The following is a 14,233-nucleotide window of genomic DNA, read 5'->3' on the forward strand; positions in this document are numbered from 1 at the left end:
TTGTTCGTAATTCATATTATTAATCTAATTTTTTCTTTTATTTTACCTAGAACGAGCGCACTTTCGCAAGAGGTCTATTCATCACTTAAACCAATTACCGGGAGCCTAGCATTATGTATCAGGAATTGCTCGAAATACTAGCAGTAGAGCTAGCCAGACGACAGGGAGACTCCATTAGAAACAGCAATACCACTAATCCCAAGTTTCAGGTCTACCCAGCAATGGCAAAAGGTTCTCTTGAAACCATTGATGGGTTATTGAAAGAAGAAGGTATCAAATTCAAAGACCTGGAAGTGTACGCTATCGGGCGAACATCTTCCTCTCCCAGTGCCAACATTCTGCTGTTGGATGAATTGACCGACAGACTGATCTTTAATCTAGCTAAGGTTAACGGACAAAAGATTGAAAAGATATACTTGGGCGATGTCATTATCCAAGTGTATTTAGGAACGGTCAGAACTTGTTTGAGTGTAATCGATAGTTTCCTATCACAAAGAAAGCTAGAGTTTGAGGACTTAAAAGTGTCCGAAATGTGTCAGATACCAACCCTATCAAATCAGGAGTCATAACAATGTATCGCGAATTAGTCGAAAGATTGGCAATTATACTAGCCAAAACCGAGGGTTGGGAAATAGGAGATATTCACGGCGACAATCCGAGAATGAAAGTGTATTTAAAAATGGCGGCAGCCTGCTTGGGTGAAATAGACAATTATCTCGAAGAACAAGAGATTGAATTCGCAGATTTAGAAGTTTCATCCAGGTATGAGATGCCGCAGGTACTAAATCAGGAGGAAGGCTAACATGGCTCAACCCAATCATTACGATGCCGTACTCGGTGGCAACAGCCCTGGGCCACCCCCAGGTAGCGCGGTTATGGGAACAGCTAACAGATACTCGGAACCGGAACACCGCCAATTTTGCTTGGACATGGCAGCAGCTCAGTTGCCAGTCACCCATTCTGACGGTCGCTTCTATTGGTCGGGCCCGTCTGTGATAGTTGACGACCTCCAAGATGTTCTCGGCGCAACTAAAGTCAAGTGTGTTTGGGATGAGCTGGGTTCTCAATTTGTGGTGTATCCCAGAGCCTACAGCCGCGAAGCGATCGCTCTCATGCGAAGTTTAGATGAGGCAGACATTCTCAGCATTTACTTTTTCGTGCAGGCAAGAACGCAACCATACAAAAGGCTGGCAGAGAATTGCTTGAAAACTATCCATTCAGAATTCGGTTTAAAGGTGGAAATTTTAAAAGCTGTTACAACGGAGGGTGTTTCATGACTAACTACGTTCATTAATTCAGACATTTACTCAAGGTTTAGATGCCTTGCAGGTAGAATCCTTGCAACCAAAATGAGGAAAAAAATTAATGAAAATGACAGTAACTTGGGATACCTCCAAAGAACTGCCCGTGCCACCAGATGACGAACTAGAGTTGGTCGCAGGGTTGGCCATACAAGAAATGTACTCGCGCTTTGGAGAGAAAGGGGGGAGATTTCTTAGAGAAGGAGGTTACATATTTTGTGCTTGGCAGATTGGTTATAAAATAACCGAAGACCAGTTTCCCTTATTTCGGAAACTCTGCGAAGACAAGTGGAAGCTCCTAATCCAGTACCTAGACACCGAGTATCGAGTCTGCTAGTCGGTTATTTACTCGTAACACAATCAAGCTTTAAGTAGGCGCTATCTAAATGTTCGTAGCTCAATCCATCAGACAACCCGACCAGTTTTACTACGCTCATACTTTGTCGAGTGCTAGGCGCTGGAAAACGCGCCGGGGTGCTGACAAAGCCGTTGCTCAATACCCCAACAGTTACATAGTAATCGCAGAAGCGGAAATAGGTTCACCCGAACACAAATCCCAGTTTCTGATAGCTCGCATCCAAGTAGAAAAAGCAGCAGAACAGGCTTATCGGAATCATAGTTCCGAGGCTTTCTCACCTGAATACCCTGACACTCATTTTGAAGAATTGGCGGTGCGGGCTTGGGAACGCTATCAGCAGCAGCGGTTGCAGGAGGCTGCGAGTTGAGCTTGTACGCCATCAGATTCAAGAAGGATGCCCAAGTGCGCTATGCCACCGAAACGCAGGGAAATCCCGAATACAACGCCATTGATTCGGCTCATTTGGAAGGAGCGAAGAAATGGAAAACGGAACGGGGTGCTAAAAAGTATCTCCTCTCTCATGTTTTGGTGGGACGGCAAGGTGAAAGAATCCAAGGCCGCTGGACTGAGATCGAAGTTGTGGAAATCTCCCCGCAGCAGCAATATCACACCAACAATCCCGAAGTTATCCGCAAAGCCAAAGCTAAGTACAATAGCAAGCGCCCCGTGTTCTCGTTTCGCCCCAAACCTGAGATTTTAGAATGGTTAGAGAAGGAGCGATGCGAGGGTGAAAGCGATGCCGATTTGCTCAACCGCAAGCTGGGAAAGTTGATGAAGTTGGAACAACAATCAGGAATAGATCGTGGACATTAAACCAATTCGGGAAACATTATTATCAGAAATTGAACAATTAGAAGAATCGTTGCAGATAATTGCGCGCCGGGTCAAAGAAGGCAAGGCAATAGGTTCGCACACGAATGTAGATGCGTCCAAAATCAATAATTTGATTGGGAAATATCAATTGTTGGTGGCGATGTCAAACGAAGTAACCGAAGTAACAGACCAACAAAGCGATGAACAATCCAACTGAAACTACTGAAATAGAGGAATTCAAAGGATACTTGCAAGATTTAGCCGCCGTGATGAAAAAAGTACCCGGTAGAACGGATTGGAAGTACCGGGGTTTTGAGGAATTGGTTTTAGAGTGCGGAAGGGTGATGGAACCCAAACCGCTACCCAAAAACATCAAACCAGGTCAACCGAGAGTTTGTTATGCCAATTGTCAACGCTTAGTCTTAAAAAACCGCAGCCTTACTTACGTCGAAGGCTACGCAATGGCGCAAGGCGTGTCTATCCCGCTGCAACACGCTTGGCTGCTCGATGCCAACGGATACGTTATCGACCCGACTTGGGAACCTTTCGGCTGCTGTTATTTGGGCATTCCCTTGGCGACATCATGGGTCAAATCAATTTGGAATTCTCGAAAGCAGCAGGGACGCACTGATGAATTGAGCATTTTGCAGGGGAATTATCTCGAAGATTTTTCGATTTTCAAACAAGGATTCCCGGCGGAGGCTCTTGCTTAACTTTCCATTAGTTAAAGACCGTTGCCGATTAAGTTAAATTATCAATCCACCAAAGAGGAAATGAAGGAATGACTAATTACATCAACATAGATGAGCTGGACGAGCTAACTCACGATTTTTTATCCAGTTTTCCTTCTCACACGCACAGGAGTTGGACGGAGTGGCAGAATGAAGCAGAAGCCTACGGGTTGGATGAGAATCAGATTGCTGAATTAGAGAAGTACCTTGAAAAAAGCAAACAGCTCACATCCCCTATGAGATTCGCCGGTCGGCAGTGGTGGCTGACCAAACAGGAGATTGAACACGTCAAAGTCCTGCAGCAATATTTTCCTAATTGGGAAGATGAAGTTTTAGATAGAATGCAAACCCGCGAGTTTGGTTACTTAAACAAAGATTGGCGGTTAAAAGAAAGGAAGCAAACTAAGGGCTTAGTTAAACAGTAGCCGACGCAGCACAAAAGATGGTTAAAGGGGGTAGATTCAATGAATATCGCAGACGTAGCTAAAGAATTTGCAATTGCCCAACACGGCACTCAGAAATACGGTGAGCATCCCTACTCCTATCATCTAGCTCAAGTATCTCAAGTGCTGGCTGAATTCGGGTATGCAGGCGATGAAGCGATTGCAGCAGCAGGATGGCTCCACGATACGCTAGAAGATACGCCAACAACTTATGAGATGCTTGTGTCCGAATTCGGGAAAGAAACAGCCGATATTGTGTTTGCCGTAACCAGCGAACCGGGACAAAACCGAGTCGATCGCTTTGGCAAGACTGCCTTAAAAATCCAGTCAAACAAAAAAGCTTTGATTGTTAAATTGGCTGATAGAATAGCCAACACCGAAGCTAGCCTCAAAAGCAATCCCAAACTCTACAAGATGTACGTCAAAGAGTTCGCGCTATTCAAGGAACTCCTGTACAATCCGCAGGACGTCGAGCTAATGCCCCTGTGGAATCGATTGGAAAGCTCGAACCAATAAACCCGATACAACAGGAAATTTACCGTGAACAGTGTAACCAAAACTATCTCAGGAGAGCAGATAAAACAATACTTACAAGGTGTAGTTGCAGCAATGGAAGTACCGCCCGCCAGAGCGCATTGGAAGTACCAAAGGTATGAGGAATTAGTCTTAGACTGCGGCTTCATTATGGAACCCCAGGCGCTACCCGAAACGATCGAATTTGGCGCACCTCAGTTTTGTTATTGGAATTGCCAGCAGTTAGTATTGGCTTCGGACAGCCTCACCTACGTCGAAGGATACGCCCTTCATGCCGGTGTTGGATTTCCAATTAGCCATGCTTGGTTGCTCGCACCCGATGGATACGCCATCGACCCGACTTGGGATTCTCCGGGTTGCTATTTTGGAGTTCCGCTCTCTACAACATGGGTGGAGTCTGTTCTAGCCACGCGCAACCGTATGGATAACCTCAGCATATTTGATGGCAACTACATCGAAAAGTTTTCCCTGCTCAAAGAGGGATTACCGATTAATGCTTTTGCTAACTTATTGCGGTGAATTTAATGAGTGTCCCCAATTTGTTTGTCCCAAACTAACCCACAGGTATTAAATCAGGAAATTCAGGTATGATTACAATTCAAATGTTGCCTCAACTACTTAATCAGGAAGAATTCGAGTGTTGGTTGTTGACAAAAAAGAAAAGCGACTCTGTTGGTATGAGAGGAACAGCTTATTGCTGTCCTATAGCTAACTGGGTGAAAGAAAGCTACAATGTGTCTGTAGACATACACGGTTCAGAAATTATTTGGAGCCAGAATAAAATTGAAAGTCCAGCTTGGATTAAAAATTTTGTTAAGCAAGTTGATTTGAAGAAGCAGCATTCTACATTTTGTACAGCTCAAGAAGCGCTCTTTATTCTTGGTTGAAAAATGAATAACGAAGCGATTTCTCGGCAAGTTTAATTTTTGACAATCGATATTGTTTGGGATGTTTCGATAGCCAACCTCAAAACAAATTCACAGCTTTATAAAATGCACGGTAAAAGTATCTACTTGACGGTGGGTACAGCTACGCTACAAGTTATCGATTGTCGATTATTCCAGAGCGGGTTTCCACAGCAATTCTATAATTTGTTGAAAATCTTGAGTGTTTGGTGTATACCCGCAAGCAGCTTCCCATGCTGCGGTTAGAGCTTCCCACTCCTCTGGAGTCTCAGGTTTTTGGCGCACCAGGGTGAGGAAATTGGTTTTGATGCGGGCTTCTGCTGCATCCACCCCAAACCTGACCAGTTGTAGTTCAAATGACGCATCGCTGCTGTGAGCGAGGATGTCGGCGTAGTCCGTGTCTAGCAAATCGATTTGTTCGAGCGGTGAGTCAGTCATTTCTCTGCATTCCATATTTCTTAGTGCCTCACCATCATTTCACGCTTGTCTGACTTGGAGAGCGATCGCCAAGTGAGAGCACACAAAGTACACAGTAGCAGAAACTCGCTTGACGATCGCACACAGTCCCGGCCACCCCTGGGGTTTTTAACTTGCTATCCTCAAGTTGTCCTACTGGTAGAGGTAGACCTTTTCGATTTATTCAGAATTACTCAATGGCTACGGCTACCAATGTCTATTTAATGCTGTATCCTAAACCTGCTCTTGCCAAAGTGCTTTTAGAGAAGCCAGAATTGCTCAAAGAGGTGTGGCAGGCGCTCGATCGCATTTCCGCTCAGGCGCTGATGGGTGAAGGGCGCGTGTATGGCGGTGGACTGCATAAGCTGGAACCGAGGGAATTGGGTAATGCGATCGCGCAAAAGATTCTTGAGATATTACCCGAATTGCTCGCCAACTCACCTCCGGGCTCAACGGTTCAAATCAGCAGCAGCAAGTAACCTCGAACTCAGTACCATCAGTTCTCGATCATCCGCTGCATTTAAACTGTTAAGCGGCTGATTACTGCCGTAAAAGTCCACTTTTGCTCAATTGCTCAGTCAACCCATTCCACTTATCAAGTAGGTTTGAAAACTCTTCAACCACACCACTTAGTCCTCTCAGGAGGTTTCCAACATTAAATAAAGCCACCTCAGCTTGACTTGTACTTTTTTGGTTAACAGCACTAGCCAATTGCCTAACTTCTCTTTCTAAAGTCATTTTATCATTATTAGAAATTTTTAAATTTGGTCGTTTGAGAAGATTTTCTACTTCAAGTGTAAAAGGCATGATGTAGGCTTTCATCCCAACACCTAACAAATTATCAAGTGTGGTATTCTGAAGCATTCTTTTGCGTCTTTTACATTCTTCATAAAGCTCAGTATTAATAGTCTTCAAATCTTCGACCAGTTGCTCATATTTTGCTTTGTCACTAGCATTAATCTCAACTTGCTTTTGTTTCTTGGGAAACATACTTGCTACAATTCCACCAGAAACCGCTCCAACACCCAGTATGCCCCAGCCGACAGGACCAGCAAACAATAATCCAAGACCCACAGTCCCTAGACTAATACCAGATACAGATGCCAATCCCGCTGTCACTCCATAAATAGTTGCAGCACCAACTACCGAACCCAAAGTTCCTACTTCTTGTTCAGCATTTCCTGAACTCACCTGAGCCTTAGAAATTTGCTGAATAAGCTTTTCAATGATTTGAGCATAGTTTTTACTGAAAAAGTTGGGAGAAAACATCTGTAAAGCAAACAGAGAACCTCCCCACTCTGACCACTTTTCTACGCACTCATATACTTGAATCGCAGCACTTCGTTTATCGCCCTGTAGATTAAAGTAATGAAAACTGCCATAATAACCCAAACCAATCAAGATTTTATTGTCGATTTGACCAGATGTTCCATGTGTAATTTCGTTAGGATCAAGCTCTATAAGAGCAGTAAATTTTTGGCGAGCGAGTTGAAATTCACCATCACGAATCTTTGTAATGCCTGAATTGATACCATCAATTAGATGGCGCATTCCTGCTCTTGCATCTCTCAAAATTTGCTCATCCAATTTTTGCCCAAGGCTTCGTAAGCTATCTTGAACTTCATCAAGTTTTTCTAAAATCTTTTCTTGATTTTTTGATACTGCCTCATTCTGTGACTTCAACTCAGTAAAAGCAGAAATCACCAAGTTTGCCAATTCCGATTCCACTACTCCGACCATATAATTTAATTCCTAAACCTACGTTTTTCCACAGGTTCTACCCAAATCGTGCAGAATCCCGACGTAGATGCACGTCCTGCAAATTCCAGAGTCACCCCCAAACGCTGAACATCCTTTTTACACTCTAAATTAGTCAAACTATCCGAATTCCACTTCATCAAATTCCGAGCCAACTTTACCAAGGGCGCTAGTCATCCACCGCGCAGAGCTTTTCCTTGCTCGCTTTGTCAGATGAACTCGTGGCAAGAAGCGCAAATTCTCCTTGCCACCAAAACAAACCCATTAATTCTCTCAAAATACAAACACCAAACGGCAGATCCGGATAACCGCAGATACCAAAGAACGCGAAGAAGCAGCCCCCAGTTAATTTGGTTTGGCAAACCAGATAACTGAAAGCTTTTGCGATCGCCTCACACCGAATCATCCATCCATCCACAACAAACGCAATCCCAATGAACAGGCGGCGTTTCGTACTGGGGATAAGTCATTTCACATTGCGGACACCGGCCGGTAAACAGTGGGTGAGTATCCAAAAGTTCCAACTGTTGTTCTGGTGTCCACCGTTGCCTCGGTTGCAGGATAAGTTCGTCGCCATAGTAGCTTGCCCCTTCGGGTTCCCACAGTTCCTCCGGTTCAGCGTCGGGGTCTTCTCGAAAGTCAATGCAAGTATTGGTGTTAGGGCCTGTGGGATGCACAGCACAGACGAGGTGTGGGTTGCGGGCAAAGAGGAGACAGCGATGGCATTCGGGAAGTTTGGGCATGGCGGGCGGGTTGGGCTGTATGTCAAGTTTGGGAACGTTAAGGTAGAACGCTGATTTTGAGTCGGCGATCGCCTGCTTTGAGATTGCAGAGTTGGCAATTTCAATGGCGGCATAGGGCTGGTGCAGTTTGGATGCAACTTAGTACAAAATATTATTCGATATCCGCGCTTGCGCTCGACCAACAAACAGTACCACCACACCAAGCTGTTACGAGATGGAGAGCCATCGATTAGTTTTACTTGGCTGTATTGATCCTGATACTTGGAATTGGTTTCAGGAGGCTTTCTCGCAATTTTTCCTCCCGCAAGTTGCTGGCAATCCAAAACGAAAAGCAGCATTGCCCGGATTGTCTGGTTGATTGTTGACTGCAATCTCGTATTTACCGTTTTTAGAAATACTGAGAACAGTCGCCTACAATACATCACCATTACCTACACGGGATTTGTTTCAGTCGAGAACATCTTCACTGGTTTGGGGTTCAACCACTGCATCATTCAACATCGTAAGCAAGGTAGTATAAACTTGAGTAATAAACTAAGGAAAAACCTCTCTCATGTATGTTTTATTTACAAAGAGCAATACATTCTCGGTTCTGGATTGTTTTGGTGATAATAATGAGTTTGTTGCTAGCTGCTGTGAAATGTTCTGATTTTAGGATATCTTCTGATTCCTGGATAGACAGGTTATTTTCTAAACAACTGAAGCATACCTACACATACAACGCTACCACTGCACCTGCGATTGCACAAAACGTGATGTATTTCGGTGGCAAAGAAAGCTTTGATATATCTCTATTTTCCTCAGTTGTTTTTGCAGTTGAGGTCGAGACAGAAAGAGAACGTTGGCGCTTTAAGTTACCCCCTGTGGACGCAATTGGTCATACTCCTGTTATCGCTGACGGTATGCTGTATGTTGGCACAATTGGTTCATCACCTCATGTTTATGCACTGGATGTCCAAACAGGGCAATTGAAGTGGCAAACCAAGGCTAGTGGCAACGTTCTTTCGCCAGTCGTAGTGTTTGATGGTGTAGCCTGCTTTAGAAGCCTAGATGGGTATCTTTATGCGCTTGATGCCAACACAGGAAACTCGAAATGGAGCTTCCCGGCATACGGAACGCTCCCACCGTTAAAAATTAACACTCGGTTTGAAGGTCGTCCAGATGAGGTGATGTCTTTTCCAACGGTTGCGAATGGCGTTGTATACATAGGCACTCGCAGCGGTTTATACGCGCTAGATGTCCAAACTGGTAAACCCCTTTGGAGATTTGCCACTGATAACTCGGTGGACAGCACTCCCCTTTTGGACAAGGGGAGGGTTTACATTGGCTCTGGCGATGCGACTAGACATCGGGGCTACATCTATGGGCTTGATGCTCAGACCGGCAAACTTCAATGGCAATATTCAGTGGATGAGGGCATGGTGGATTCGGATCTGGCAATTTCCGATAATGTCATTTACTTTGGTGGGGTTAGCCCCAATTTGCATGCTGTTGATTTAGTAACGCGACAAGAGAAATGGCGATTTCCTACCAAAGCATCTACCAGTTACACAGGTGCGTTTGCCCACAAGGGTACAGTCTTTTTTGTGCGGGAAGAAGTTCTTTACGCATTCGATCCTCAAACCGGGAATCCCTACTGGGAATATAAAGAGTGCTACAACTGTGAGCGACGTTCTCCCTCTATTGAGGGACCATCTTTGTATAACGATACGCTTTACTATGTCCTACGAAACAGAATCTATGCGTTTGATGCTACGCCTCATGCCGTAGAATAGATTCTAAGAGCCGTTCGTACATTGAATTAACTACCAGCCGGGAAGTCCCTCGGTATATTTAGAGGGGATTAATCTGAGCGCTGCGCGAAGTACCCCGTTGGGAATTACCGAGCGTGATGAAAGGCTCGTCGGGTGTAGGTACGGAAACCGACAATTAGACATTGCGAGTACCTTTAACTTTGATGTACTTTCTAAGCATTAAAACAAAAAAAATGGTATATTAAGGCAGGTCGAAAAAGGAAGCTAAAAAATGCAACTCACTTACAAATACCGCCTCAAACCAACCAAGCCCCAACTAGCAACTATTGTGGCTCATTTAGAACTCTGCCGTCGGCAGTATAACTACCGACTCGGCGAAAGATTTAGGTGGTGGGAAACCACGAGAACGCCTATCAACGCCTGCCCATTGATTGTTTCGATAGTCCCTGTTGAGGAGATTTACAAAAATATTCCTTTGACTAGAGTGCAAACTAGGGACGGCAGGAAAAAGGATGAGTTGGGCAATCCTTTAACTAGGAAAGGTGATGTTTTCTCAAACATTGAAGGCGGATATGTACAGTGGCAGACGATACAATTAGCCGACCTGAAAAACACTAAAAAATTATTCCCTGATTATAAAGTGTTAGATTCCCAGGTTTTGCAAGATGTCGTCAACAGAGTTGAAACTTCCTTTTCAAACTTCACTACGCCCGATAAAAATGGCAATCGTAGAGGTAAGCCCAGATTCAAAGGGCTTCACTATTACAAATCCTTCACTTACACTCAATTAGACAATCTTGATATTGTCAAAGATGAACAAAACAGGATTTGTATTAGCCTCGCAAAAATAGGTCAAGTGCCTATGGTCTTTCACCGTCCAATACCAACAAAGTTCAAAGTTAAGACGGGCACAGTTATCAGAGAAGCGGATGGGTGGTATATTTCCCTGACGCTAGAAGATAAAACAGTTCCCGTAACGGTTGCAGAGATTCAACCGACTGAAGAAAACACTGTTGGTATCGATCTGGGAATAACCAACTACACTTACCTTTGTGATGGCGAAAGAGTTGAAAATCCTAGGTTTTTGAGGAAGTCTGCCCAGAGATTAGCAAGGCTTCAAGCGAAGTTAGCTAATAGAGTTAAAGGTTCCAAGCCTTGGAAAATCATCAAGAACAGGATTTCCCAACTCCATCAGTTCGTAGCTAGAGCTAGAGTAGATTTTCAATTCAAAACGGCACATGAGTTATTTAGCAAGTGTGAGGTGTTAGTGGTTGAAGACTTGAGTGTCAAGAATTTAACTAGACGTGCCAAGCCCAAGACTGATGTTGAAAATGGTAATTTGGTTTATTTGCCCAACGGTCAGTCAGCTAAGAGTGGCTTGAATAAATCCATGCTTGATGCGGCTCATGGGCAATTCGCCAACGTCCTAAAATATGTCGCCTGGAAATTAGGCAAAAGCGTTTTATTTGTTGACCCAAAGGGAACTTCTCAGCATTGCTGGAACTGCCTCAACAAAGTCCCGAAAGAATTATCGGAGCGATGGCATTCCTGTCAATGCGGAGAATCTTTGGATCGAGATGAAAATTCAGCCAAACTTATAAGAAAAATTGGTCTGAGTCACGAAAGTGGCGGGGGAACTCCGTCACTCAAAAAAGCCTTTGAAAAAAAGGAAAAAGAAGCCTGCGGTCTAACTGTACTCAGTTGACCGTCAGGTTCGTTCACGAATGCTTGTGATGGCGGCGTTAGAAAGAAATTTTCGATGAAATATTGGCTAATTAATGCACTGCTACTAGCTGCTATGTTTCGATGAGGATTTGTATTGGTAGGTCTATTGCATCCGCGAGTGGGAAAGTCAGGGGCGAAGCGTGTTCGTCTACGTCAACAACGACGGAGGCGGTAATGCAATGAGGAACGCTTCTAGGTTAAAAACTTTTTTGGAGAACGGTACTTCATAACAGGCTCTGATTGAGAGCGTTCCCATTAAAAATAGCGGAACATTAAGTATGTTCCGCCGTTTTTCGGTATTTGAAGACGCGAGCGAGTTCAAACTACGAAAGTAAAGGGTATAGTTTGCTCCTGCAAGTCCCACACCATAAGTGTGGTAGTTAGTGCATATTGCCATGCCCCAACGAATCTCCATCAGCCACCATTTCTGAGAGAAATGTCAGGGGATTGCTCATATCAGCAGCGAAACCAAGGATAGCGCGATCGCGATGCTCGTAGACTAAATCTCCCTGACCATTAAACAAGAAAGTTGCGCCTCGTTGAGTGAGATAAGCAGCATTTGGAACATAGGTTTTCCAATGACTTAGCACTTCTCCCATATTCCGCAGCCGTAAAGTTGCCAATTCAAATGGACGCTGGAACCCCTTGCCACCTGCCCACCGGAAAGTGGAGCCTCTGAGGGGTGGAAGAGGGAAAGCCTGAATAATTTCATCATCACCAATTAATTGAGGTGCTTTTGCGTCGCCTCGATATCCTCTCCATACTTCTGCCAAAGTGCCAGGGCTACCAATCCCTGCACACATGAACAATAGATTGAGGTAAGCATTCATAGCAGTCGAGAAACCGGGTAGTTTTAACGATAAACCTGGATACAGGTCAAGTTTGTTGTGCAGTTGGGCACTGGGATCTACAAACAAACAGTCACTAGAAAATCCTGTATAACCGCAGAATCGCTGACCCGATGAGCGTGAGCCAATTCCCACAGCTCGGATTGCTATCCCTTGTGTTTCAAGCCGTTGAGCGTCCCGCTGCAACCACCAAGCATATTCAAGGCTGTCGAAATCTCCCAATTGTGGCAAGAACAGCACCAATTGCCTCATAGAGGATTCGCAGCCGCTCAAGATGGGTAAAACGGCTCCATCACTCACCCGTTGGCGTTCGGTTTGGCTCAAGAGGGTATGGATATTCATCGGCTAATTATCTATTGAGGAATTGGGAAAGCAGAAAATCATCAGTTTTTGGACAAATGCTTTACTCACATCAAATCGGGCGACTACTTTCCGAATCGATGTTATGTTACCGTTGGCTAATTTTAGCTTAAACAGAATGATTTACCTCCGTTAAAGGTGAGAGAAGGTAACAATAGAACAGATTTTACAGGAGTTGCCAGAGGCATGAGTTCAGCACTCTTGTTTGGAGCGATTGCTCTCGCAGTGTTTTGCCGTTCAAGCTTCTATTAATTTCCTCGCTCCTTCAAGATAGAAAAGCCTGAGACGTTCGCCCAAGGCAGTCATATCTGGCTCGCCGTTTAAAGGAGTTCTTAATAGTTCAACTTGCTTTCTCTATTTTTAGCTGATTGATAGAGTGCGGTAGCGATGCGGGCAGACTAAACTTAAATTCAAACACAAACACAGTCTGGTTGGAGTAAAAAGGCGATGGTTGTTCACATCGGCACTTCAGGTTGGAGTTACGACCATTGGGAAGGTGTGCTTTATCCTCACAAGCTACCGCCTCGCTCCCGACTCGATTGCTACATCCAGCACTATCAAACCGTCGAAGTTAACAGCACCTACTACCGCTGGCCGCCAAATGCTACCTTCGCTAGCTGGCAGCAGCGCCTCCCCCCAGGATTTCTGATGACTGTAAAAGCGCCCCGTGGTCTAACGCACTCCAAGCGCCTTTACTCCCCAGAAAAGTGGTTGGAACGCATGAGTGATGGACTTCAGTGCCTGGGCGATCGATTGGGTATTCTGCTCGTCCAGCTTCCTCCCCAGTTCGGCTGCGATTTGGCCCGCCTAGCCTACTTTCTAGAACAGGTTCCCCCCTGGATCAAAGTAGCTGTCGAATTCCGACACCAAAGCTGGCACACAGAAGAGGTATTTTCGATGCTGGAAAGGTTTGGAGCGGCCTATTGCGTGATGAGCGGGGCGCACCTGCCTTGTATCCTCCGTGCAACAGCGCCCTTCGTCTATGTGCGGCTCCACGGCCCCGACCCCAACTACCTCTACGGCGGCTCCTACTCGGATGAGGATTTGCAGTGGTGGGCCGAGCGTATCCAGGAGTGGGAAAGTCAGGGGCTCCGTGTGTTCGCCTACTTCAACAACGACGGAGACGGCAATGCAGTGAGGAACGCTTCTAGGTTAAAAACTTTTGTCGAAAACAATACTTAATGAGTGGCAAAGATTGACCATTCTTTTAGGCGCATTAATAAAAAACGCTTCGTAGTTCCTAAACCTGAATGAGTTCGCTTGTAAGCGTTGGTTGTCCGACTCGGCAGCATAAACTTGATATTTCTAGCTTTTGTGCCAACTCCAGAGAACGCTTTGTTTTGTACATTCCCGTCACGAAGTCCAACCGCGATACTACACTAACGATACGTTTGTTTGGCGATCACTACAACTGTTGTGAGCCAAAAACTTTTTCTTACTTTTCTACTTTTTCCTGATTTACTTAGGCTAACAAAGTAAATGGATGCAGGTTTAGGATTAATGG

Annotated in this window: 22 protein-coding genes; 17 read left to right on the forward strand and 5 right to left on the reverse strand. The window is 44.9% G+C overall.

Annotated features, from left to right (window positions below; translation table 11 throughout):
- Positions 1-113 precede the first annotated feature (113 nt).
- From QT996_RS13145 to QT996_RS13200, 12 genes are all read left to right on the forward strand, one after another.
- Entirely contained in the window at positions 114-569 is a 456-nt protein-coding gene (locus QT996_RS13145) for a hypothetical protein (RefSeq protein ID WP_333047003.1), read from the forward strand.
- A gap of 2 nt (positions 570-571) precedes the next feature.
- Entirely contained in the window at positions 572-802 is a 231-nt protein-coding gene (locus tag QT996_RS13150; RefSeq protein WP_333047004.1) for a hypothetical protein, read from the forward strand.
- 1 nt (position 803) lies between these two features.
- The gene (locus tag QT996_RS13155) at positions 804-1,277 is read left to right on the forward strand and encodes a hypothetical protein (RefSeq protein ID WP_333047005.1); all 474 of its coding nucleotides are present in this window, start codon (positions 804-806) and stop codon (positions 1,275-1,277) included.
- An 88-nt stretch (positions 1,278-1,365) separates the two neighbouring features.
- Positions 1,366-1,638 carry a hypothetical protein gene (locus tag QT996_RS13160; RefSeq protein ID WP_333047006.1) on the forward strand — a complete coding sequence of 91 codons (273 nt, stop codon included), beginning with the start codon at positions 1,366-1,368 and terminating at the stop codon, positions 1,636-1,638.
- Positions 1,639-1,687: 49 nt separating this feature from the next.
- Entirely contained in the window at positions 1,688-2,026 is a 339-nt protein-coding gene (locus QT996_RS13165; protein ID WP_333047007.1) for a hypothetical protein, read from the forward strand.
- The gene (locus QT996_RS13170) at positions 1,981-2,472 is read left to right on the forward strand and encodes a hypothetical protein (protein ID WP_333047008.1); all 492 of its coding nucleotides are present in this window, start codon (positions 1,981-1,983) and stop codon (positions 2,470-2,472) included. Before QT996_RS13165 ends, QT996_RS13170 begins: the two co-directional genes overlap by 46 nt.
- A complete protein-coding gene (locus tag QT996_RS13175; protein WP_333047009.1) occupies positions 2,462-2,689 on the forward strand; it encodes a hypothetical protein in 228 nt (75 codons plus the stop codon). The genes QT996_RS13170 and QT996_RS13175 overlap by 11 nt, the downstream gene beginning before the upstream one ends.
- Complete coding sequence (locus tag QT996_RS13180) at positions 2,673-3,185, forward strand: hypothetical protein (RefSeq protein WP_333047010.1); 513 nt, start codon at positions 2,673-2,675, stop codon at positions 3,183-3,185. The genes QT996_RS13175 and QT996_RS13180 overlap by 17 nt, the downstream gene beginning before the upstream one ends.
- Before the next feature lie 68 nt (positions 3,186-3,253).
- Complete coding sequence (locus tag QT996_RS13185) at positions 3,254-3,628, forward strand: hypothetical protein (protein WP_333047012.1); 375 nt, start codon at positions 3,254-3,256, stop codon at positions 3,626-3,628.
- Positions 3,629-3,667: 39 nt separating this feature from the next.
- Positions 3,668-4,162, forward strand: coding sequence for an HD domain-containing protein (locus QT996_RS13190; protein WP_333047013.1), 495 nt, complete (start codon positions 3,668-3,670; stop codon positions 4,160-4,162).
- A 24-nt stretch (positions 4,163-4,186) separates the two neighbouring features.
- The gene (locus tag QT996_RS13195) at positions 4,187-4,699 is read left to right on the forward strand and encodes a hypothetical protein (protein WP_333047014.1); all 513 of its coding nucleotides are present in this window, start codon (positions 4,187-4,189) and stop codon (positions 4,697-4,699) included.
- A gap of 68 nt (positions 4,700-4,767) precedes the next feature.
- On the forward strand, positions 4,768-5,067 hold the full coding sequence (locus QT996_RS13200) for a hypothetical protein (RefSeq protein WP_333047015.1): 300 nt from the start codon (positions 4,768-4,770) through the stop codon (positions 5,065-5,067).
- Positions 5,068-5,235: 168 nt separating this feature from the next.
- Here QT996_RS13200 and QT996_RS13205 read toward each other — a convergent pair whose 3' ends face one another.
- A complete protein-coding gene (locus QT996_RS13205; protein ID WP_333047016.1) occupies positions 5,236-5,523 on the reverse strand; it encodes a hypothetical protein in 288 nt (95 codons plus the stop codon).
- Positions 5,524-5,738: 215 nt separating this feature from the next.
- On the opposite strand from QT996_RS13205, the gene QT996_RS13210 reads away from it, so the two are divergent.
- On the forward strand, positions 5,739-6,020 hold the full coding sequence (locus QT996_RS13210; RefSeq protein ID WP_333047017.1) for a hypothetical protein: 282 nt from the start codon (positions 5,739-5,741) through the stop codon (positions 6,018-6,020).
- Positions 6,021-6,081: 61 nt separating this feature from the next.
- On the opposite strand, the gene QT996_RS13215 is transcribed toward QT996_RS13210, so the two are convergent.
- From QT996_RS13215 to QT996_RS13220, 3 genes are all read right to left on the reverse strand, one after another.
- Complete coding sequence (locus tag QT996_RS13215) at positions 6,082-7,281, reverse strand: DUF2892 domain-containing protein (protein WP_333047018.1); 1,200 nt, start codon at positions 7,279-7,281, stop codon at positions 6,082-6,084.
- A gap of 5 nt (positions 7,282-7,286) precedes the next feature.
- A complete protein-coding gene (locus QT996_RS28645; protein ID WP_445304566.1) occupies positions 7,287-7,463 on the reverse strand; it encodes a DUF6753 family protein in 177 nt (58 codons plus the stop codon).
- A 228-nt stretch (positions 7,464-7,691) separates the two neighbouring features.
- Complete coding sequence (locus QT996_RS13220) at positions 7,692-8,042, reverse strand: hypothetical protein (RefSeq protein ID WP_333047019.1); 351 nt, start codon at positions 8,040-8,042, stop codon at positions 7,692-7,694.
- Between the two features lie 557 nt (positions 8,043-8,599).
- Here QT996_RS13220 and QT996_RS13225 point away from each other — a divergent pair.
- From QT996_RS13225 to QT996_RS13235, 3 genes are all read left to right on the forward strand, one after another.
- On the forward strand, positions 8,600-9,817 hold the full coding sequence (locus QT996_RS13225; protein ID WP_333047020.1) for an outer membrane protein assembly factor BamB family protein: 1,218 nt from the start codon (positions 8,600-8,602) through the stop codon (positions 9,815-9,817).
- A gap of 250 nt (positions 9,818-10,067) precedes the next feature.
- On the forward strand, positions 10,068-11,501 hold the full coding sequence (locus tag QT996_RS13230; RefSeq protein WP_333047021.1) for a transposase: 1,434 nt from the start codon (positions 10,068-10,070) through the stop codon (positions 11,499-11,501).
- Between the two features lie 130 nt (positions 11,502-11,631).
- On the forward strand, positions 11,632-11,751 hold the full coding sequence (locus QT996_RS13235; protein WP_333047083.1) for a DUF72 domain-containing protein: 120 nt from the start codon (positions 11,632-11,634) through the stop codon (positions 11,749-11,751).
- Between the two features lie 150 nt (positions 11,752-11,901).
- On the opposite strand, the gene QT996_RS13240 is transcribed toward QT996_RS13235, so the two are convergent.
- The gene (locus QT996_RS13240) at positions 11,902-12,711 is read right to left on the reverse strand and encodes a peroxiredoxin-like family protein (protein WP_333047022.1); all 810 of its coding nucleotides are present in this window, start codon (positions 12,709-12,711) and stop codon (positions 11,902-11,904) included.
- Positions 12,712-13,176: 465 nt separating this feature from the next.
- On the opposite strand from QT996_RS13240, the gene QT996_RS13245 reads away from it, so the two are divergent.
- Positions 13,177-13,911 (forward strand): DUF72 domain-containing protein, encoded by a 735-nt coding sequence (locus QT996_RS13245; RefSeq protein WP_333047023.1) that lies wholly within the window; start codon positions 13,177-13,179, stop codon positions 13,909-13,911.
- Positions 13,912-14,233: the final 322 nt, after the last annotated feature.

It is taken from the genome of Microcoleus sp. S13C4 (assembly GCF_036700865.1).
Lineage (GTDB): Bacteria > Cyanobacteriota > Cyanobacteriia > Cyanobacteriales > Microcoleaceae > Microcoleus.